This is a genomic window from Niabella aurantiaca DSM 17617 (assembly GCF_000374125.1).
GTDB lineage: Bacteria > Bacteroidota > Bacteroidia > Chitinophagales > Chitinophagaceae > Niabella > Niabella aurantiaca.
This window is the reverse complement of record NZ_KB893649.1, coordinates 187,019-206,126: the sequence shown is the minus strand read 5'-3', so window position 1 is coordinate 206,126 and position 19,108 is coordinate 187,019. Positions and strand designations below refer to the sequence as shown.

At 45.5% G+C, this 19,108-nt stretch carries 16 protein-coding genes; 13 read left to right on the top strand and 3 right to left on the bottom strand.

The annotated features are described in order from the left end of the window. Nucleotides 1-484: 484 nt before the first annotated feature. Nucleotides 485-1,744: an aminotransferase class I/II-fold pyridoxal phosphate-dependent enzyme gene (locus B160_RS0127750; RefSeq protein ID WP_018631245.1), complete on the bottom strand. Its 1,260-nt coding sequence runs from the start codon at nt 1,742-1,744 to the stop codon at nt 485-487. Between the two features lie 218 nt (nt 1,745-1,962). Beyond that, nucleotides 1,963-4,407 (bottom strand): penicillin-binding protein 1A, encoded by a 2,445-nt coding sequence (locus B160_RS0127745; protein ID WP_018631244.1) that lies wholly within the window; start codon nt 4,405-4,407, stop codon nt 1,963-1,965. 204 nt (nt 4,408-4,611) lie between these two features. On the opposite strand from B160_RS0127745, the gene B160_RS0127740 reads away from it, so the two are divergent. Then, the gene (locus B160_RS0127740; protein WP_026310072.1) at nt 4,612-5,385 is read left to right on the top strand and encodes a phosphosulfolactate synthase; all 774 of its coding nucleotides are present in this window, start codon (nt 4,612-4,614) and stop codon (nt 5,383-5,385) included. Further along, entirely contained in the window at nt 5,385-6,122 is a 738-nt protein-coding gene (locus B160_RS0127735) for a shikimate dehydrogenase family protein (RefSeq protein WP_018631242.1), read from the top strand. The genes B160_RS0127740 and B160_RS0127735 overlap by 1 nt, the downstream gene beginning before the upstream one ends. 72 nt (nt 6,123-6,194) lie before the next feature. On the opposite strand, the gene B160_RS30345 is transcribed toward B160_RS0127735, so the two are convergent. Continuing rightward, nucleotides 6,195-7,061 carry a cupin-like domain-containing protein gene (locus B160_RS30345; protein WP_018631241.1) on the bottom strand — a complete coding sequence of 289 codons (867 nt, stop codon included), beginning with the start codon at nt 7,059-7,061 and terminating at the stop codon, nt 6,195-6,197. A 344-nt stretch (nt 7,062-7,405) separates the two neighbouring features. Between B160_RS30345 and B160_RS0127720 the strand changes: the two genes are divergently transcribed. From B160_RS0127720 to rplL, 11 genes are all read left to right on the top strand, one after another. Further along, on the top strand, nt 7,406-8,206 hold the full coding sequence (locus tag B160_RS0127720; protein WP_018631239.1) for a glycosyltransferase family 2 protein: 801 nt from the start codon (nt 7,406-7,408) through the stop codon (nt 8,204-8,206). Between the two features lie 84 nt (nt 8,207-8,290). Then, a complete protein-coding gene (locus B160_RS0127715; protein WP_245562293.1) occupies nt 8,291-9,415 on the top strand; it encodes a glycosyltransferase in 1,125 nt (374 codons plus the stop codon). A gap of 303 nt (nt 9,416-9,718) precedes the next feature. After that, complete coding sequence (locus tag B160_RS30335; protein ID WP_018631237.1) at nt 9,719-11,002, top strand: glycosyltransferase; 1,284 nt, start codon at nt 9,719-9,721, stop codon at nt 11,000-11,002. A 121-nt stretch (nt 11,003-11,123) separates the two neighbouring features. Continuing rightward, complete coding sequence (locus B160_RS0127700; protein ID WP_018631235.1) at nt 11,124-11,924, top strand: DUF5672 family protein; 801 nt, start codon at nt 11,124-11,126, stop codon at nt 11,922-11,924. 65 nt (nt 11,925-11,989) lie between these two features. Then, a complete protein-coding gene (locus tag B160_RS0127695) occupies nt 11,990-13,267 on the top strand; it encodes a glycosyltransferase (RefSeq protein ID WP_018631234.1) in 1,278 nt (425 codons plus the stop codon). Nucleotides 13,268-13,396: 129 nt separating this feature from the next. Continuing rightward, the gene (locus B160_RS0127690) at nt 13,397-14,083 is read left to right on the top strand and encodes a TylF/MycF/NovP-related O-methyltransferase (protein ID WP_018631233.1); all 687 of its coding nucleotides are present in this window, start codon (nt 13,397-13,399) and stop codon (nt 14,081-14,083) included. Between the two features lie 295 nt (nt 14,084-14,378). After that, complete coding sequence (locus B160_RS0127685; RefSeq protein WP_018631232.1) at nt 14,379-16,193, top strand: ABC transporter ATP-binding protein; 1,815 nt, start codon at nt 14,379-14,381, stop codon at nt 16,191-16,193. Nucleotides 16,194-16,727: 534 nt separating this feature from the next. Further along, nucleotides 16,728-17,171, top strand: coding sequence for a 50S ribosomal protein L11 (rplK, locus tag B160_RS0127680; protein ID WP_018631231.1), 444 nt, complete (start codon nt 16,728-16,730; stop codon nt 17,169-17,171). 53 nt (nt 17,172-17,224) lie between these two features. Continuing rightward, a complete protein-coding gene (gene rplA, locus B160_RS0127675) occupies nt 17,225-17,920 on the top strand; it encodes a 50S ribosomal protein L1 (protein ID WP_018631230.1) in 696 nt (231 codons plus the stop codon). A 70-nt stretch (nt 17,921-17,990) separates the two neighbouring features. Then, nucleotides 17,991-18,575, top strand: a complete 585-nt coding sequence (gene rplJ / locus B160_RS0127670; RefSeq protein ID WP_018631229.1) for a 50S ribosomal protein L10 — start codon at nt 17,991-17,993, stop codon at nt 18,573-18,575. 119 nt (nt 18,576-18,694) lie between these two features. Continuing rightward, the gene (gene rplL, locus B160_RS0127665) at nt 18,695-19,069 is read left to right on the top strand and encodes a 50S ribosomal protein L7/L12 (RefSeq protein WP_018631228.1); all 375 of its coding nucleotides are present in this window, start codon (nt 18,695-18,697) and stop codon (nt 19,067-19,069) included. Nucleotides 19,070-19,108 lie beyond the last annotated feature (39 nt).

Sequence of the window (19,108 nt, the reverse complement as noted above, 5' to 3'; positions counted from 1 at the left end):
GGCAATCGCTGTAGCCGGCCATCTGTAAAAAAGGGGTTCAACGATCATTTTAGCAAAAGAGGCATGGCCTCGAAAGATCCGGCAAGAACGGGTTTCAACCCGTTTATACGTCCCAAAGAGCAACAGAGAGCCATGGGCTCGGGGCATGATGATCCGTGCCGATGGCACTTATGAAATTACGGCTTCATTAAAGCCGTGCTAAAGCGCGGCTTTAATGACAACAACGCGCCGGATGGCGCTTATAGGGAGCATCAAAATGTTGTTTTTAAACAGTTTCTTAGTGGTTTTGAATATTCACGGCCCCTTCCCCTGCTAATTAAAAAAGGGGCGACTAAAACGCCTTTCTACCGGTTCTCTGCCCTGCCGGCAATTCAAGAAACTATATGTGAACAGCTTCTAAGGTCATTACCTCGTTGCGTTTGCACCGCAAAGGGCAAACCCGGCAAAGACGTTGATTGCAGACTCCTTTTTTAAAAAAGTCTCTTTATGACCGTTCTGCCATATCCGGGATGGCGTTTGTTTTATAGGCCCCGATATCTAATTTTTCCTTTACGGCGGAGAAAGCCTCTAAAGTGGCTTCAATGTCAGCGTCTGTGTGGCTGGCGGTTGGTATCAGCCGATAGATGATATGACCTTTAGGTATGACGGGATATACTACAATGGAGCAGAAAATGCGGTAGTTTTCCCGCAGATCCATTACCATAGCGGTAGCCTCTTCGACGCCCCCTTTCATGTAGATCGGTGTTACTACCGAGTCTGTAGTACCGATATCAAATCCCCTTTCTTTTAAGCCGTTCTGTAATTTTAATGCCACGTCCCAGAGTTTTTCTTTTAACTCGGGTCTTGTACGCAGAAGTTCCAGTCGCTTGAGGTTGCCTACTACCAAAGGCATAGGCAGGCTTTTGGCAAAGATCTGGCTGCGGATATTGTAGCGGATATAATCAATGATCTTACGGTCGCCGGCAACAAAGGCCCCGATGGAAGCCATTGATTTTGCAAAAGTTGAAAAATAAATATCGATCAGGTCCTGAACCCCTTGCTCTTCCCCGGCACCGGCGCCTGTTTTGCCCAGGGTTCCAAATCCGTGTGCATCGTCTACCAATAACCGGAAGCTGTATTTTTGCTTCAGGGCGGTAATTTCTTTTAGCTTGCCCTGATCACCAGCCATACCAAAAACGCCTTCGGTGATCACAAGGATCCCGCCTGATTTTTGTTTTTCGACCAGCGCAGTGGCGCGTTCCATTTGTTTTTCAAAGTCTTCAATATTGTTGTGCTTAAAAACAAAACGGTGCCCTGGGTGCAGCCTTAGCCCGTCGATGATACAGGCATGGCTTTCCGCATCATAAACGATCACATCATGCCGGCTGCAAAGAACATCGATGATGCTCACCATGCCCTGGTAGCCGAAATTCAGCAAAACAGCATCTTCCTTACTTACAAAGGCGGCCAGCTCGGCTTCCAGTTGCTCATGCAGGTTGGAGTTGCCGCTCATCATCCGGGCGCCCATGGGCAGTGCAAGTCCATATTGAGCGGCGCCATCAGCATCGGCCTTTCTTATTTCCGGGTGATTGGCCAGCCCCAGGTAATTGTTCAGGCTCCAAACGATCACATCATTTCCCCGGAACTTCATCACACTGCCGATGGCTCCTTCAAGTTTCGGAAATGCAAAATAACCGTGGGCTCTCTCCCGGTGTTGACCAATGGGTCCGTAATTTTTTAATAGCCGCTCAAAAATGTCTGCCATATAATGATTCGATTTTTAAATAAAATAATGCGCAAATATACGATAGTTCAGGCGTCAGACCGCTACCGGCTGTTAGCTGTCAGTTGTCAGCGGCCAGCCATCAGCCTTCTGCTATCAGTTACCAGATGATCACTGCGTATTAAATGGATTTAACCCGGGACCTTAAATTTTAAAGAAACACCGACACTTTTCGGCATAACACGGCTGATCACTGACTGCTATTTCTCCTGGTCCTGTTTTTTATTTTTATCTTTTTTCTTGAAGAGGCCTCCCAGGAATCCTTTTTTCTTTTTTGGCTGGTCGGCAGACCCGATGGGTTTTCCCTGAACCGCTTTGGGAGGTTCTTTTTTGGTGGTATCCTTAGCGGGGCCTTTGCTCTCATCGGTGACCGGCTTGGATTCCGGTCCGATGTATTCATTGGTATTTTGCATGTAATCCTGCTCGGTACCCAACCCTGCATCTTCGCCTTCGGCCGTTGGTTCCGGGTTCTCCGAAGTCACATATTGGGAAGGGTCAGCGCTTAGCATCTCGTTATCCATAGTGGCCGGTTCGGGGAACTTTTCATCCCTGTTAATGCCCAATGATTTATCGGCATATACCTTTTTAAAGAAGGCTTCCCATATCGGCCGCGCCGCGTGGCCGCCGAAGCCTCCGCGGCCCTCGTTGCGGATAAAGCGGTCGTCGCACCCTACCCATACGCCACCCAGCAGCTGGGGGGTAAAGCCCATGAACCAGGCATCACTGTTGTCATTGGTGGTACCGGTTTTGCCGGCCATTTCGGCGGCGCCCAGGCGGGCACGCAGGCCTGCAGCGGTTCCCTTGTCAACAATGCCCTGCATCATACGGCTCATGGTATAGGCCGTTGCTTCGCTGATGGCTTCCTTCCGGTTCACACTATAGTCAAAGCGTTTGATCACATTGCCATTGCGGTCTTCAATTCGGCTGATAAAATAAGGTTTGGTAGAAAAGCCCCGTCCTCCGAAAATAGAGTAGCCCCAAAGCATTTCAAAAAGCGAAAGTTCACAGGCACCCAGGGCAATGGAGGGGAAGGGTTTTACCTTCGTGGGAATATTGATGCGCTGCAGGAAGTTGGCAAACTGGGCCGCGCCTACCTGCTTCATAATATAAGCGGTGGCACAGTTGCGGGACCAGGCCAGCGCCGAGGCCATGGTCATGGTCCTGCCGGTACAGGTTCTGCCGGTTGCCGGTACCAGCTGCCCGTTGCCAAAGTTCTGCTGCACGTCCTGCACCATGGACTCGGGCGTCATGCCCCGCTCTTCGATGGCCTGGGCATACAGCAGGGGTTTGATGGTGGACCCTACCTGCCGCTTTGTACGGAGGTTTACGTGATCGTATTTATAGGTCTTAAAATCGATGCCACCCACCCAGGCTTTTACCTCACCGGTTACAGGGTCCATGACCATAAAGGCAGATTGCACCATGGTCCGGTGGTATTTAATGGAATCGTAGGGGGTCATTACCGTATCGCGCCCTTTATGGGCGTTCCAGGCAAAAATGTGCATGGGCACTTTTTTGTAAAAACTGGCTTTGATCTCTTTATCGGAGAATCCGTCATCGGCCATACTTCTCCAGCGGTCACTTTCCTTCATTGCACGGAGGAGCACATTTTCATGGCCTTTCCAGACAGATCCGTTCTTTATGAAGGACTGGCGTACCAGTGCGCGCTGCAGGTTGGGTACCTGCATATAGACCGCCTCTTCCGCATACTGCTGCATCTGGGGGTTGATGGTGGTATAGATCTTCAGCCCGTCTTCATAGAGACTGTAAGAAGAGCCGTCCGGCTTTTTCAGACCCGGGTCTTTGAGGATGCTCTTTAACTCATCGCGCAGCACGTCCCGGAAGTAGGGCGCGTACCCCGTATTTTCGTCCATCTTTTTATAGTTCAGCGTCATCGGGGTGGCCATTAATCGTTCGCCTTCGGCTGCAGACAGATTCCCGTTCTCCACCATACGGGAGATCACCGTGTTCCTGCGGTCGATGGCCAGCTTGGGGTTCCTTCTCGGGTTATAGATGCCCGGGCCGTTGATCATACCCACCAGCAATGCCGCTTCTTCCACACTCAGACGATCCGGCTCTTTCTTAAACCAGGTCCTGGAGGCGTTACGAATGCCGTATACGTTATCACTGAAAGGAACCGCGTTCAGATAAAGGGCAATGATCTCTTCTTTGGTAAAATTGCGTTCCAGCTTTACTGAAATGATCCATTCCTTTAATTTCTGGATCACCCTTACCGCTTTGTTGCTGGCACGCTGGGCAAACAGGGCCAGGGCCAGCTGCTGGGTAATGGTGCTGCCCCCGCCTTCTTTTCCCAGCAGGAAGATAGCGCGCAGCGTTCCCTTCAGGTCGATGCCGGCATGATCATAAAAACGTTTATCTTCTGTAGCGATCAGGGCATTGATTACGTTGGGAGAAATATCCCTGTATTTAATGATTGAACGGTTGCCATTGGGGAGGTAATATTTGCCCATCAGTGTTCCATCTGCCGCCAGCACCTCTGAAGCCTGGGTGATGGCAGGGTTCTCCAGTTCCGCCAGCGAAGGCATTCTTCCAAATACGCCCCAGTTGGCCAGGAGAACGGTTAAAATGCCCAGGCCAAATAAAAGGAAAAAAATCCGCCAGAAAATCCGAACTGATTTCTTCATATATAAAGGATAAAGTGTTTATAATAAAATCTGGCACCAAAAATAAGTAAATGCCCTTCTATAAACGGAAAATCGTCTGATAATTTAAGTTGGTTTTATCAATTGGTTATTCATTCTCAATGCTTTTTCTGCAAGTAACGGGAGGGGGGTGGCATAAACTTAAGCAAAATAGTTACTTTTGCGACGATTAATAACTGATACCGAATGAAGTTTAATTTGACGCAAATGCCGGAACGGTACGTTCGTCCACGTACAAACGGCATTACCATGGTAATGGATAAGGGGTTGAGTATTGATGAGGCAAAGAGTTTTATGAGTGTGTCTCATCCTCATGTAGATGTATTGAAATTGGGATTTGGTACTGCGGTCGTAACTCCCAACCTGGAAAAGAAGATCGAAGTCTATCGCTCCTATGATGTTCCCGTTTATTTTGGCGGCACCCTTTTTGAAGCCTACCTGGTAAGGAATCAGGTGGACGATTATATTGCGATCTGCAAGCATTTTGGGATCGATTATATGGAGGTAAGTGACGGCTCTATCAGCATTCCCCATGCCGAGAAGTGTGGCTATATTGAAAAGCTGACGCAGCACGGAACCGTTTTAAGCGAGGTGGGAAGTAAAGACGCCACACATATCATTCCGCCGTATAAGTGGATCGAGTTGATGAAAGCCGAGCTGGAAGCGGGCTCTTCTTATGTGATCGCTGAGGCCCGGGAGGCAGGAAACGTGGGTATTTACCGCGGAACCGGCGAGGTGCGCGAGGGGCTGGTGCAGGAGATCCTGACGCAGATCCCTTCTGAGAAGATCATATGGGAGGCACCCCAAAAGGCCCAGCAGCTTTATTTTCTGGAGCTGATCGGGTGCAATGTGAACCTCGGCAATATCCCTCCCAATGAACTGATTGCGCTGGAAGCCATGCGCATCGGGTTGCGGGGCGATTCATTTGGTTTGTACCTGGATAATAAAACCGCATTCTGATGCGTCTGTATGGTTTGATCGGGTTCCCGCTAAGTCAGTCTTTTTCAAAACGCTATTTTACTGAAAAATTTGAAAAAGAAGGGATCGGAGATTGCCGGTATGAGGCTTTTGAAATCCCTTCCATCCGGCAGCTGCCGGAGCTGCTGCAGCAATATCCGGAACTGGCCGGGTTCAATGTGACCATCCCTTACAAACAGGAGGTTATGGCTTTTCTTCATGAGCTGGACGGGGAGGCGGAGTCCATCGGCGCCTGCAATTGTATCCGGATCTCCAACGGCCGGTTGAAGGGGTATAATACGGATGCTGCGGCCTTTGAAACCACCTTGCTTCAGCAACTGCAGCCACATCATCAGCAGGCATTGATCCTGGGCACCGGCGGCGCGGCGCGGGCGGTACGCTATACCCTGGAGAAGCTGGGCGTCTCTTACCGGTATGTCTCCAGGACTCCCGGTGAAAATGAATGGGGATATGCAGACCTGGATGCCGGGATCATGGAAGCTTATTCTTTAATTATCAATACCACACCATTGGGAAGCTATCCCAACATCGAAGGCAAGCCCAACCTGCCCTATACATTGATCACTTCGCGGCATTACCTGTATGACCTGGTATATAACCCCCCGTTAACGGCTTTTTTAAAAGAAGGGAAGGACCGGGGGGCGCTTATAAAAAACGGGTATGAGATGCTGGTAGGACAGGCTGAACTCAGCTGGAATATTTGGAACGCGGAGGAATAATCCGGTAATTGATGAATTTGAAAATGAGCGCTGCCGGTTTTCCGGGTAGCAAGGCATTTTCAGATTAGCACATCACCTCATTGTTTGCTCGGCATCTGCATACAATTGCTTCACCTTCCGGTCATACCACCATTTGGGTGCGGTCCTCTTCATCAGGGTATCAATATTGCGCATGCCAAACAGGTTCCAGGCGCCTTTCAGCTTGCCGGTGATCCCGCTTTGTAATGCTCTGAGACTCATGGCAAATCCTGCATCAATGTATTCCATATGATGCCAGTACCCGGCCGGCATGAACAGGGTGTCTCCATGCTCCAGGATCACCTCATACCCCCGGGCGGCCTTTGTGGCGGGAAACTTTTCATAGTCGAATTGTTCGTGATACCGGGCAAAATTGGCCAGGCTCAAAACCTCCCAGGGTTTCCGGTATAGTTTGTGCTGCTCCTCAAAAGGGAAGAGCAGCACCCTTTTTCTTCCCATGAATTGTGTGTGCAGGATATGGCTGAGGTCGATGTCGAAGTGCATGTGAGTAACCGACCCCTGGCCGCCGACGAACAGCATGGGGAATTTTTTTACAAATCCTTTCATGTAATCATCCGGCCATGTAAAATCGGAAACGATCTGGGGGGCATGCTGAAAAATGTTAAAAAGAAAGATCCGCAGTTCCACCGGGCCTTTTTTTACCATCTCCAGGTATGCTCCAAATTTCATATAGGCGTCTGCCGTGTTGATGGGGGTGTAGGAATCGCTCTTGATGTTGTTGTAAACGCCCACTTCCCTGTCGCCTACGATATTGATGAAGTAATCCCAGTTCCACCGGGAGAAGGCGGGCCACTGACGGGCAAGATCGCGGATGACAACAGGTTTATTCTTTTGATAGTAATTTTTTTTAAAATCATCCGGACCAAGGTGATCGAATTTATCTAAAGCTATCAATTGCATAGTTCCTAAATAAGGGGCAAATTTAATAATAGTTTGATAAATCAGTGGCTTCTTTCGGGGCCTGGCGGATTGATTTCTGCGCGTTGATGCAGTAAAAAAACTATCTTTGCAAGCTAAACAGGAGCACAGAGGAGCGCGTTGCAGGCTGAACAAGATGGATCTCCCCCTTTGTCTTTGGGTGATGATACGATCCGCAAAGTTGTAAAAGAATTGATAAATTTGGCATCCGGAATAAATCAAACTGACAAAAATGTTGCAATGCAGCGGTTTTTTACGTTGTTATTGGAGGGTATGATCGTACCGGATGGCCGGTCTAAACCAAAAAGCAGAAAGACAGAATATATATGAAAAAAACTCCTTTTACGGTAGCATTGATGATTTCCACCTACAAATGGCCGGAGGCCCTGCAACTGGTATTAAAAAGTGTACTGTACCAGAGCCGGAGGCCGGATGAGATCATTATTGCGGAGGATGGCGATGACGCGCATACAGCGTGGTGCATCGAAAACTTTAAAAAGATCCACGGGATACCGGTAAAGCACGTGTATCACGAAGACCGCGGTTTCCGTAAAAGCCTGATCCTGAATAAAGCGATAAAAGAAATCGAGTCGGACTATATCATTGAAATTGATGGGGATATTGTCATGCACCGCGAGTTCATTGCAGATCACATGAAGGCCGCCCGGAAGGGGTATTTTGTACAGGGAAGCAGGACGCTGATCAACGAACAGCGAAGTCATGACCTGTTGCGTACCAAGAATATTGAAGGGCTGCATTCCTTTATGCCGGGACTTGCCAACCGTTTTAATGCATTGCGCGTACCTCTTTTCTCGGGTTTCTTTTTTGTGGATCCCCGTAAATCACACAATATAAAAGGATGTAACCTGGCATTCTGGAAAGATGATTATGTGAAAGTGAACGGCTATTACAGCGGATTTGAGGGCTGGGGCAGGGAGGATTCCGAGCTGGGTGAGCGGTTGATCAACCTCGGCATCAAAAAGAAGAAAGTAAAACTTGCTGCGGTTGGATATCATATCTTTCACACTTTTAATTCCCGGGCCAACCTGGGCACCAATGAAAAAATATACCGGGAAACCGTGCAGTACAAATACAGCTACCGGACCAACGGGTATATGGAGGCATAAACGTATCTTTTTTTAATTCCCTGTATGACTTAGCTCCCGGAAAGAAGAATGAAGACCCTGCTGTATTTTATCCCGTTCAATATTATGAAAAACAATGCCGGGGCGCATACCAGGGCCTGGGGTTTGCTTGAAGCGTTTCACCGGAACGGTATAACGGTAGATTATGTTCACAGCGAAGACACCTGGGGTGCTCCGATGAGCAGTGAAGAGAGAGAGGCAATGCAGCAAATGAAGCGGGTTCGTAATATTTATAGCCTCCGGAGAAAGCCTGGTTCTATGCAACAATTGGATCAGTGGCTGCGCTATCGCATGCAGCGGCTGTGGAGGGATTTATCGCCGCGACGATCACTTCCCAGTTTTGTAACCACGTATAACCAATATTTGTTTAATAACATACTAAGGGCCAATACATATGATTATATTGTGATCAGCTATGCTCATTGGGGAGATCTGATTAAAAGCAACCCCTGTGTGAGAGGGGCGGAGCTTATTATAGATACCCATGATTTTTTAACAGCACAAGAACAAGTCTGGAAGAAATTCGATATCGGGCAGGCGTTTGGTGACGAGATGAAGCGGCTAAATTATTTCGATAAGATCTGGGCCATTTCGGCGGAGGAACAGTATCTGTTTCGTCAATTTTCAAAGAAAGAAACGGTCCTTGTACCGTTTTGCACGGATGATCACACTGCTATTGCAGAAACGGAAAAGAGTTACGATATTCTTTATGTTGCCAGTGATAATCGCCATAACCTCAAAGCCGCCGATTGGTTTTTCAGGGAAGTATACCCCCTTATAAATCCGTCTTTCCAGTGGTGCGTTATCGGTGGTATTCATCAATATATTCCGGACAAAGAAAATATAAAAAAAATTCCCTATACGGATTCTTTGGGGGCATTCTATTCCAGAGCAAAGCTGGCCATTTGCCCTATGCTCAGCGGTACCGGGGTAAAAATAAAAGTGATCGAAGCTCTTTCTTATGGTCTGCCTGTGGTATGCAGCCCTCGGGGAGTGGACGGGTTGGTCAATAAGACAGAGAACGGATGTATAGTAGCGCGATCCGCAACAGATTTTGCCCGGGCCATTCAAGAACTGTTATCTATGCCGGATCATTATAAAAAAGTGAGCGCACAGGCAGGATCTTTTTTTCAAAAGAATCATACAAAAGAAACCTTTTTTCGTATCATGACGGAGGCTTTAGAGGTTTAGAAGGACACGCACTTTAGGTTTTTTTATGTTCTGTATAACTAATCCAAATTAAAGGCGTTTCAAATGCTGTGTTAGATGACCCTGTTAGTGAAACGGCCCTGTTGACATCCGGATGCCTAATGAACAACAATAGAAGACACCGACTGCTAATGACTCTTTGATTTTTTTTAACAAATAAATACAACTCTTTTGTTGCGAAACGGCCTCTTTCGTCGTTTATAGAAAAGTATAGGGCTGCCCGAGCTCTAAATAACATTTTATTGAAAAACGATATACGGAAAGTATATAAACTACTGAACGGTAATGAATCGCAAAAAAAGAGTACTCTACTTCATGCCCGATCCGCCACTACGAAAAGATCATGGATGCCGGACGCGTACCCTTCAATTTCTGGAATATTTTGAAAGCCGGTCAGCATTCTTTGAGGTAGATTTTATGAGTGTCAAAGAGGTTGCAGGCTGGAATCAATTTGATGATAATGCATTTAAACAGCGGTTTCCCGATTATGGTTTATACGTTGGTGTTACTAAAATGCCAAGAAAGAATAAATTTCGCTATTATTTTAAATGGAAGCTGACCAATTTTTTTCGTAAAAGAAAGCTCTTAAGCGGGCGATCGCCAATCGTTGACCATACGAACTCCTATTTACAAAACCAGTTCGATCAGATTCTGCAGAAGAACAAATATGATATCATCATCATTAGTTATGTTACCTGGGCAAATCTTATCTGCGATAATCCATATCTGAACGAAGCGAAATTGATCATTGACACTCATGATTTCATGACCGTTCAGTTTAAAGAGCGTTCAGGATTTAAGCTGGGCCCTACACTTGAACGCGAGATAGAATTACTGTCCATGTTTGATGAAGTATGGTCTATTTCGATGGATGAGTATTATTTGTTTAGTCAGTTTTTGACAGCTAAGCATCGGTTTGTTCCTGTAATGTTTGGCAATACTCACAAATCGATGGATGAGGTTCGAAGCAATAGAAAGTATGATTTGATTTATGTGGCGAGTGATAATCCGAATAATAAGAGCTCTATAAATTGGTTTTTTGAGCAGGTGTATCCCATGCTGCCAAAAGATTTGAAAATATGTGTTATTGGTCTTATTTGTAATCATTTTCCAAACTATCCCAATGTAGAAAAGCATTTGTTTGTAGATGATCTGCACGATTATTACAGCAATGCGAATATGGCGATCTGCCCAATGCTCGAAGGAACCGGCATTAAGGTTAAAGTAGTGGAAGCTATGTCTTTTGGTTTGCCGGTAGTCTGTAATCTGCGGGGACTGGACGGGATCCCTCTTAAGTTTGATAATGGATGCCTTCGGGGAGATACCCCGGGAATGTTTGCTGCATACATCGTGAAGCTTGTGGAGGATAGCCAGTACAGGAATATGGTTGCCAGCCAGGCGAAAGCCACTTTTAACCGGTTCTTTAGCTTAAATAAAGGGTATGATAACCTGGATTCGATTTTTGAATTGTCAAAATGTGCTGATTCAAAAACAAAAACTACGTTGCGTACCATACCAAAGCAAACCCTAAGGAAACCTACGTGTGTCGACCAAGGCGTTACCGGCTAAGCAGAAATGATAAGGTTATCAAAATTGCTGACCAGGATCAGCAAAGTGAAACATACTTTTGCTAAATTTGTTGTCACTATGTTTTTGGAAATTGTACATTCATTCATCGCTAAATGTCCCCATGTCAAATAGAGTTGCAGTAGTTATTCCTGTTTACAAAACTACTTTGGAGGCGTATGAGGAGGCAAGCCTGAAACAATGCTGTAAGATCTTAGGAGACCATTCACTTTTTTTAATAAGGCCGGAAGGACTCGAACTTACTACTTATACCCCCTTTTTAAAGGAGAACAGATATCGGGTAGAAACGTTCCCCAGCCATTTCTTTAGGGATATAAAAGGGTATAATAACCTGATGCTATCCGCTGAATTTTATGAACGCTTTTTGGACTATGATTTTATACTGATCTACCAACTTGATGCTTTTGTATTTAAAGATGAATTGTTGATTTGGTGCGAGCAGGGATTTGATTATATCGGAGCTCCGTGGATAGAACGGGATAAATGGAAACATAGAATTCGATCGTACCTGCATCACCGTTCTAACCGGAAGCAACCCAATAGTATGCTCCCGACAATATGGCAATTTTACAATCGTGTAGGGAACGGGGGGTTTTCTTTGAGGCGGGTTGAAAAGTTTTACAATTTGTGTAAATCAGAGCGTGCTCTGATTGATTTCTACAATGCAAATAACGAAAGTAAGTTCTTTAACGAGGATGTATTTTGGTCGCTTGAAGTTAACCGGAAAAAGAAGAGATTGCATATTCCCGGTTACCGCATCGCAGTTCATTTTTCTATTGAGCAACAGCCGGAACTCGCCATGAAGTTTATGAAGAATGATTTACCGTTTGGCCTACATGGGTTAAATGTTTATCCTGATTTTTGGCGCCCATACATCCGGCAGGCGGGGTATGCAATATTTTAAAATAAAGGGACAGTAAAAAAGCGTTCTTTAAACGAAAGAGGTTCACTGACTGATTAGTAAATTTTATGAATATTCAAGCCAAACCCAACGTTGCAGTAATTACCTTTCTTTGCCCTTTTCCTGTGTCGGATGGCGGCCGTTTTGGCGTTTTTGGACAGATCAATGATTTGAGGAAATTTTATAATATTACGTTGATCTTTAAGGTTGCTGTGGCAGAAAAGGTCCATGTGGAAACATTACAGGCGATGTGGCCGGAAGTGGAAATATTGCCCATTTACGGTAAAGGAGTCATGGCCAATCATGCATCCAAGAAAAGACTTTCCATTGCAAAAAGAATATCCCGATTCATCAAAAACGTCAAAAAAAGAAAAAGGCGACATGGACAAGGATTATCGAATCCACACAGACATTATCCGTTTTTGCCGCTTGATCGGGAAATGCTTGATGTCCTTGAAACACTTTTTTTGAGAAAAGCATTTGATATTGTTCAGGTAGAATATAGCGATCTTCTTCCGTTGATTCATTCGTTGCCACAATCATCAAAAACGGTTTTTTTTCAACATGAGAACCGGTATCTTATAATGCAGGACTATTTCAGATTATACAATGATAAGAGTCTTTATGCCTCGCATGTGATCAATACCGTGAAGTTTACAGAGCTCAACCTAATGAACTTGTATGACCGGGTATTGGTTTTGAACCGGAATGATTTTGAACAGTTGAAAGAGGGGGTAAATGAAGCAAAACTTAGAATGTGGCCGACCGCCGTTCCTGATATGTTTTATGCTCATTCTTTAGCGGAACCGCGGAAAACAAAAGCAGAGCGGATTGTGTTTTTGGGCTCGCAGGGACATCCGCCTAATGAGGATGGGCTGAAATGGTTTCTTGATGCAATGTATCCATCTGTTTTCAACCAGACAGGATTGAAAGTTTATGTAACAGGAATATGGGAAGAATCGTTTAAGATGAACTACCCTGAAGTTGTTTTTACCGGATTTCTTGATGATCTGACAGACTTGCTGAACGGGGCCATACTTATTTCCCCAATACGCTTAGGCGGAGGCGGAATCCGCATTAAAATTCTTCAATCAATGGCTATGGGAGTACCGGTTGTTACGACGCTCCTGGCATGTGAAGGAATGGAAGGGGCTGAAAATGGCGAAAATATTTTTATTGTTGAAGAAGAAACCGATTTTATTGCCGCATTACAGCAACTTGCTAATCATACGGAACTGTATGCTTCTGTTTCGATGGAGGCACGTAAATTTATTGAAAGCTATCACAGCGAGCGGGTTACATCGATAATACGAAAAAAGGTATATGATGATTTGTTAGAAGGCTGAGTTCAGGTATCAATTCGTTAGGGTTAAGCAGGAGCGAGACATTTTTGTCCTGTCAGGAACTGAAAAATGCTATGCATTGAAATATCTGATCCGCTTTTTGTATATTACACAACATACAATACACAAAGAATGGGATTCTTTAAAAAAAATAAGCAGGATGCCAAAGTCGTTGATCGATACATCAACAAAAACAAATTTATTCTTGAGGAATCAATGCAAGCGCTGGACAGGGAACGATTGTTTTATATTCCTGTTCATTTAGGATATGTGCGGATAAGTACTCTTGAACTCGTGGCTGAAGAGATAAGGGTGAACAATATTCCCGGAGCTGTCGCTGAGCTTGGTGTGTATCGGGGAGATTTTGCCAAATATATGAATGAAGCGTTCCCCGATAGACGTTTATATCTTTTTGACACTTTTGAAGGATTTTCGGTGGAAGATGTAGTCATAGAAACAAAAAACAACTATAGTCCCGGAACACAGGATTTTTCTGACACCACTATCGAATTGGTATTGGATAAGATGAAATATCGTGATAACTGTGTGATAAAAAAAGGTTATTTTCCTGACTCTATAGGCGATCTTAATGAAAACTTCGCTTTCGTTTCCCTTGATGCTGACCTGTATAAGCCGATTTATGAAGGTTTGAAATATTTCTATCCGCGATTATCTCAAGGGGGATTTATTTTTATACATGACTATAACAATGGCGAATATAAAGGCGCAAAAAGAGCTGTTACGGAATATTGTAAAGAGCATAGAATACCTTTTATCCCTATTTGTGACCCCTGGGGAACCGCGGTTATTGCAAAATAGATACGGTCGATAACAATAATTCATAGTTCCCGGTAAGCATTAGAGCAGTAGCCGCTCATTTTGTTGATTGGTTTGCAGAAGTCCGTTATAGAAATTAGACATCTGGTCCTGTCTGGTACCAATCAAAGGAACGGAGGAATTTACTCTGTTAAACTTTTCCTATGTTGTGCTTATGGAGCTCAAAAAGCGGTAGCGTTTTAAGCGATCCCGGAATTTCAATAGCATCCGTAGCGGGTAAAATGAAACGGATGCCACATTTTCTCGTAACTTTGCGCGTTTTAATGAATGAACGCGGATGGGCCTAAAAAAATTCAGTCGCTTATTTAAGTATATCGGTTATTACAAGGGGAAGATCGTCCTGTATGTTTCTATTACTATTATAGCATCTTCATTATCAGTGGTTTCTTTGGGAATGCTGGCGCCGTTAATGTCGCTCATTTTTAAGGTGGATGGTATTGGCGGGCAAGATATACTGAACAAGATCCCGGGCGGGCATTATATCGGTGAGGAATTGACAAAATTGGTTAACAGTGGGCAGCAAATGCATGCCGTGCTGCTCTGTTGCATGCTGGTGGTCATTTCAGTATTTCTAAAAAACCTGTTGTTGTATGTGTCCTCGCTGATTTCGGTACCGGTAAGGAGCTCCATCATCATCCATCTCAAAAATGATCTTTATGCCAAAGTACTGAACCTGCCGGTGGGCTATTTTTCCGAGCAGAAAAAAGGCGATATCATGAGCCGCATGACCAATGATGCCAACATGGTAGAAAGTTCCATTGTAAATACCATGGAAGGGTTGATCAAAGACCCGGTGATGGTGATCAGCTATCTTGTTGGGATGGTGGCCATCAGCCCCGGCCTTTCGGTGTTTTTGCTGGTTCTGTTGCCTGCAACGGCCTTTATCATCGGCCGCATCAGCCGCACCCTTAAAAAACAAAGCAACGCGGCATCGCTGCGGGTGGGCGATACCCTGTCCATACTGGATGAAACCCTTACAGGGATCCGGATCATCAAGGCATTTACCGCGGAAAAGATCCTGAACAACCGCTTTGTTACCCTCAACAATACCTTGCTGGGCATCAATAAGAAAATGGCGGCCCGCAGGGACCTGGCATCGCCGCTTACAGAGCTTTTAGGTGTAGTGGTACTCTGTGTGATCATTTATTTTGGCGCCAACCTGATTCTTAACGGCAACTCCCTCGGCCCCGGCGATCTGATCGCATTTATAGCCATATTTGCGATGATGATCAACCCGGCCAAATCCCTGGCCTCATCCTTTTTCAGGGTGCGGGAAGGTGCCGCTGCTGTGGAGCGTATTGAAGCGCTGTTAACCACACCGGAAAAAGTAGAAGATACCGGTACGAAGAAACTGGAGGTATTCAACGAAGGCATCGAGTTTAGAAATGTGTCGTTTTCATACAATGAAACGCCCATCCTTAAAAACATCAACCTGTTTATTCCCAAAGGAAAGACCGTGGCGCTGGTGGGCAGCAGCGGTGCGGGAAAGAGCACGCTGGCAGACCTGGTACCCCGTTTTCATGATGTAACCTCAGGCGAGATCCTCTTTGATGGCGTCAATATCAGGGACTACAGCATCGAATCTATAAGAAAACAAATTGGTATCGTAAGCCAGGAGCCCATCCTGTTTAACGATACCATTGGCAATAATATTACGCTTTCCGACCCCGATGCGCCATTGAGTGAAATTGAAAGCGCCGCCAAAGTTGCAAATGCCTGGCGGTTTATAGAACATAAGCCTGAACAGTTTGATACCAATATCGGCGACAGGGGCGCTAAATTAAGCGGAGGCGAAAAACAACGGCTGACCATTGCCCGGGCGGTCCTCAAAAACCCGCCCATCCTCATTCTTGACGAAGCTACTTCTTCCCTCGATACGGAAAGCGAACGCCTGGTACAGGACGCCATCAATAATATGATGAAAAACCGGACTTCGCTGGTAATTGCCCACCGGTTAAGTACCGTACGCCACGCAGATGAGATCATCGTGCTCAATAAAGGCGAAATTGCAGAACGGGGCGCACATAAGGAACTGATGCAGATCGAAGGGGGTATTTACAGGAAGCTGGTGGATATGCAGGAGATGGTTTAGGGAAGTTAAAAATTTGAAAATGTGGGAGTGTGGGAATGTGAAAAATGTGGATTTCGGAGCCTCGGAGTGGGAGGACATTTGATGTAAAATAGGCCTCTGGCCAGTGTCAATGCTCACTGACCACGAACAGGTTTCTGGTCTGATGTTTCTGTTTGAGGTTAGTTCCGTGTTTCACTTCTCACCGATCATGGCGGGGTTCAAAGTTCAACGTCGGATTTCGCTTCATACCGGAGAACTATTGACCATGAACTGTTGGCTCTTGATAATGATCAGACCTGGTTTGATGTCAGGATCTTCATTTCCACATCTGCATGTCTCCACATTTATTGTTTTGTTTATCAATATTTTACGATGTAGGCGTGCCTTTAAAATTTAAATTCAACATTCTGCATGTTACGTTTCCGGTTTTTCCGTACCTTTGCAGCCCCAATTAGTTCTTTTATAGCTCCTGTTGTTCTCAAAGAAGCACAGGACGGAGGAATTTGGGAGTTCCCCGGTTAAACCGGGAACGTTTGAACCAATAAATCGAATAAAATGGCAAAAGAAATCTCTGGCTTTGTAAAGCTACAGTGTAAGGGCGGTCAGGCCAATCCTGCACCCCCAATCGGGCCGGCGTTAGGTTCCAAAGGTGTAAACATCATGGAATTCTGCAAACAATTCAACGCCCGCACCCAGGACAAAATGGGAAAAGTACTCCCCGTATTGATCACCGTTTACAGCGACAAAAGTTTTGAATTTGTAATCAAAACGCCCCCCGCAGCAATTCAGCTGATGGAAGCCGCTAAAATTCAGAAAGGTTCTAAGGAAAGCAACCGCGCCAAAGTAGGTAAGGTTACCTGGGATCAGGTTGAGGCGATCGCAAAAGACAAAATGCCTGACCTGAACTGCTTTACCGTTGATGCCGCCATGAAAATGGTTGCCGGTACTGCGCGCAGCATGGGACTGAATGTTGAAGGCAAAGCCCCATGGGAAAATTAACCCCCTGATTCCCCTGAAGGGGAAAGTTTCTTAAAACTTTAAAAGAATTTAAAATGGCATTCATTAGTAAAAAAAGAAAAGTTGCAAATGCAAAGGTAGACGCTAACAAGGCGTATTCCCTGAAAGAAGCCTCTGCATTGGTAAAAGATACAAGCGTGGCGAAATTCGACGCCTCTGTTGATCTGCACGTACGTTTGGGTGTGGATCCTAAAAAGGCAGATCAGGCGATTCGTGGTACCGTAACGTTACCGCACGGAACCGGTAAAACAAAAAGAGTACTGGTATTGTGCACTCCGGATAAAGAAGCCGATGCAAACAGCGCAGGTGCTGATTATGTAGGTTTGGATGAATATGTTCAGAAAATTGAAGGTGGCTGGACCGACGTGGATGTAGTGATCGCTACTCCGGCAGTAATGCCGAAGATCGGTAAACTGGGTAAGATCCTGGGACCGCGCAACCTGATGCCGAACCCCAAAACAGGTACGGTAACCAATGATGTGGCTGCTGCTGTTAACGAGGTGAAAGGCGGTAAGATCGCGTTCAAAGTGGATAAAGCAGGTATTGTACATGCGTCCATCGGCCGTGTGAGCTTTAGCCCTGAAAAGATTGCTGAAAACGGACAGGAGTTGTTAAACGCTCTTATTAAGGCTAAACCCACCACAGCAAAAGGTATTTATTTAAAAGGAATCAGCATGGCGAGCTCCATGGGCCCTGGAATTGCTTTGGATACAAAATCCTTTGTACAGTAATCACCCGGCTTAACCGGTTCTAATTTTTAAAATTCACCCCGTAAAACGGGGTCAGTCAAACCGCAATAAAATGACTAAAGAACAAAAAAATGAAGTAATTGAGGTATTGAAGGGAAAGTTCTCTCAATACAGCAACTTTTATATAACAGATACAGAATCGCTTACTGTAGAACAGGTAACCAAACTCCGCCGCGCTTGTTTCGACAAGAATGTGGAAATGAAAGTGGCCAAGAATACGCTGATCAAAAAGGCGTTGGAAGCACTGGATGCTGAAAAATATGCCGGAGTATATGATTCGCTGCACAAAGTGACCGCCCTGATGTTCTCCGAAAATCCCAAAGAGCCGGCTGTTATTCTGAGCTCTTTCCGGAGCGAAGCTAAAAATGAAAAGCCTGAATTAAAGCTGGCGTTCATTAATGGGGATCTGTATGCAGGAGACAATCAACTGGCTGCCCTGGTTAAGATCAAGACGAAAAATGAACTGATCGGTGAAGTGATCGGCTTGTTGTTGTCGCCCATCCAGCGTGTGATCGGTGCCCTGCAGAACAGACCGGAAGGTGATGCGCAGGCAGCAGCAGAGGCTCCCGCAGCGGAAAGTCCTGCAGCTCCTGAAGCAAATGCTCCTGAAGCAGATGCCACTCCGGCGGCTGAATGATCGTATTTATAGCGTCTCAGACCTATATTTAATAAACAAACAATTTTTTTAAACCCGCCGTCGGATCGGTTCCGGTAATTACCGGAACGTGAAATGAAGACGGTAAAAATTAAAACACAATGGCAGATATCAAAACATTAGCAGAAAGCCTGGTAGGCTTAACGGTAAAAGAAGTACAGGAATTAGCAGATTTCTTAAAAACTGAATACGGCATCGAACCTGCTGCAGCTGCGGTAGTAGTAGCTGGCGGTGGTGAAGGTGGTGCGGCGGCTGCTGAAGAAAAAACAGCATTTGACGTGATCCTGAAGAGCGCTGGTGCTTCTAAATTGAACGTTGTTAAGATCGTTAAAGATCTGACAGGGTTAGGTCTGAAAGAAGCAAAAGAACTGGTAGACGGTGCTCCGAAACCCGTAAAAGAAGGTGTATCTAAAGCTGAAGCTGAAGACATCGCTGCTAAACTGAAAGAAGCAGGCGCTGAAGTAGAAGTAGCTTAATTCTTTTTAGTAAAGAAATAGTTGTCCTATAAGGTCTCC

What these genes read in the sequence shown, in the direction of transcription:
- B160_RS0127685 (WP_018631232.1), top strand. Translation starts at nt 14,379, where the DNA reads ATGGGCCTAAAAAAATTCAGTCGCTTATTTAAGTATATCGGTTATTAC.
- B160_RS0127695 (WP_018631234.1), top strand. Translation starts at nt 11,990, where the DNA reads ATGAATATTCAAGCCAAACCCAACGTTGCAGTAATTACCTTTCTTTGC.
- B160_RS0127700 (WP_018631235.1), top strand. Translation starts at nt 11,124, where the DNA reads ATGTCAAATAGAGTTGCAGTAGTTATTCCTGTTTACAAAACTACTTTG.
- rplJ (WP_018631229.1), top strand. Translation starts at nt 17,991, where the DNA reads ATGACTAAAGAACAAAAAAATGAAGTAATTGAGGTATTGAAGGGAAAG.
- rplA (WP_018631230.1), top strand. Translation starts at nt 17,225, where the DNA reads ATGGCATTCATTAGTAAAAAAAGAAAAGTTGCAAATGCAAAGGTAGAC.
- B160_RS0127750 (WP_018631245.1), bottom strand. Translation starts at nt 1,744, where the DNA reads ATGGCAGACATTTTTGAGCGGCTATTAAAAAATTACGGACCCATTGGT.
- B160_RS30345 (WP_018631241.1), bottom strand. Translation starts at nt 7,061, where the DNA reads ATGCAATTGATAGCTTTAGATAAATTCGATCACCTTGGTCCGGATGAT.
- rplK (WP_018631231.1), top strand. Translation starts at nt 16,728, where the DNA reads ATGGCAAAAGAAATCTCTGGCTTTGTAAAGCTACAGTGTAAGGGCGGT.
- rplL (WP_018631228.1), top strand. Translation starts at nt 18,695, where the DNA reads ATGGCAGATATCAAAACATTAGCAGAAAGCCTGGTAGGCTTAACGGTA.
- B160_RS0127745 (WP_018631244.1), bottom strand. Translation starts at nt 4,407, where the DNA reads ATGAAGAAATCAGTTCGGATTTTCTGGCGGATTTTTTTCCTTTTATTT.
- B160_RS0127735 (WP_018631242.1), top strand. Translation starts at nt 5,385, where the DNA reads ATGCGTCTGTATGGTTTGATCGGGTTCCCGCTAAGTCAGTCTTTTTCA.
- B160_RS30335 (WP_018631237.1), top strand. Translation starts at nt 9,719, where the DNA reads ATGAATCGCAAAAAAAGAGTACTCTACTTCATGCCCGATCCGCCACTA.
- B160_RS0127720 (WP_018631239.1), top strand. Translation starts at nt 7,406, where the DNA reads ATGAAAAAAACTCCTTTTACGGTAGCATTGATGATTTCCACCTACAAA.
- B160_RS0127740 (WP_026310072.1), top strand. Translation starts at nt 4,612, where the DNA reads ATGAAGTTTAATTTGACGCAAATGCCGGAACGGTACGTTCGTCCACGT.
- B160_RS0127690 (WP_018631233.1), top strand. Translation starts at nt 13,397, where the DNA reads ATGGGATTCTTTAAAAAAAATAAGCAGGATGCCAAAGTCGTTGATCGA.
- B160_RS0127715 (WP_245562293.1), top strand. Translation starts at nt 8,291, where the DNA reads ATGAAAAACAATGCCGGGGCGCATACCAGGGCCTGGGGTTTGCTTGAA.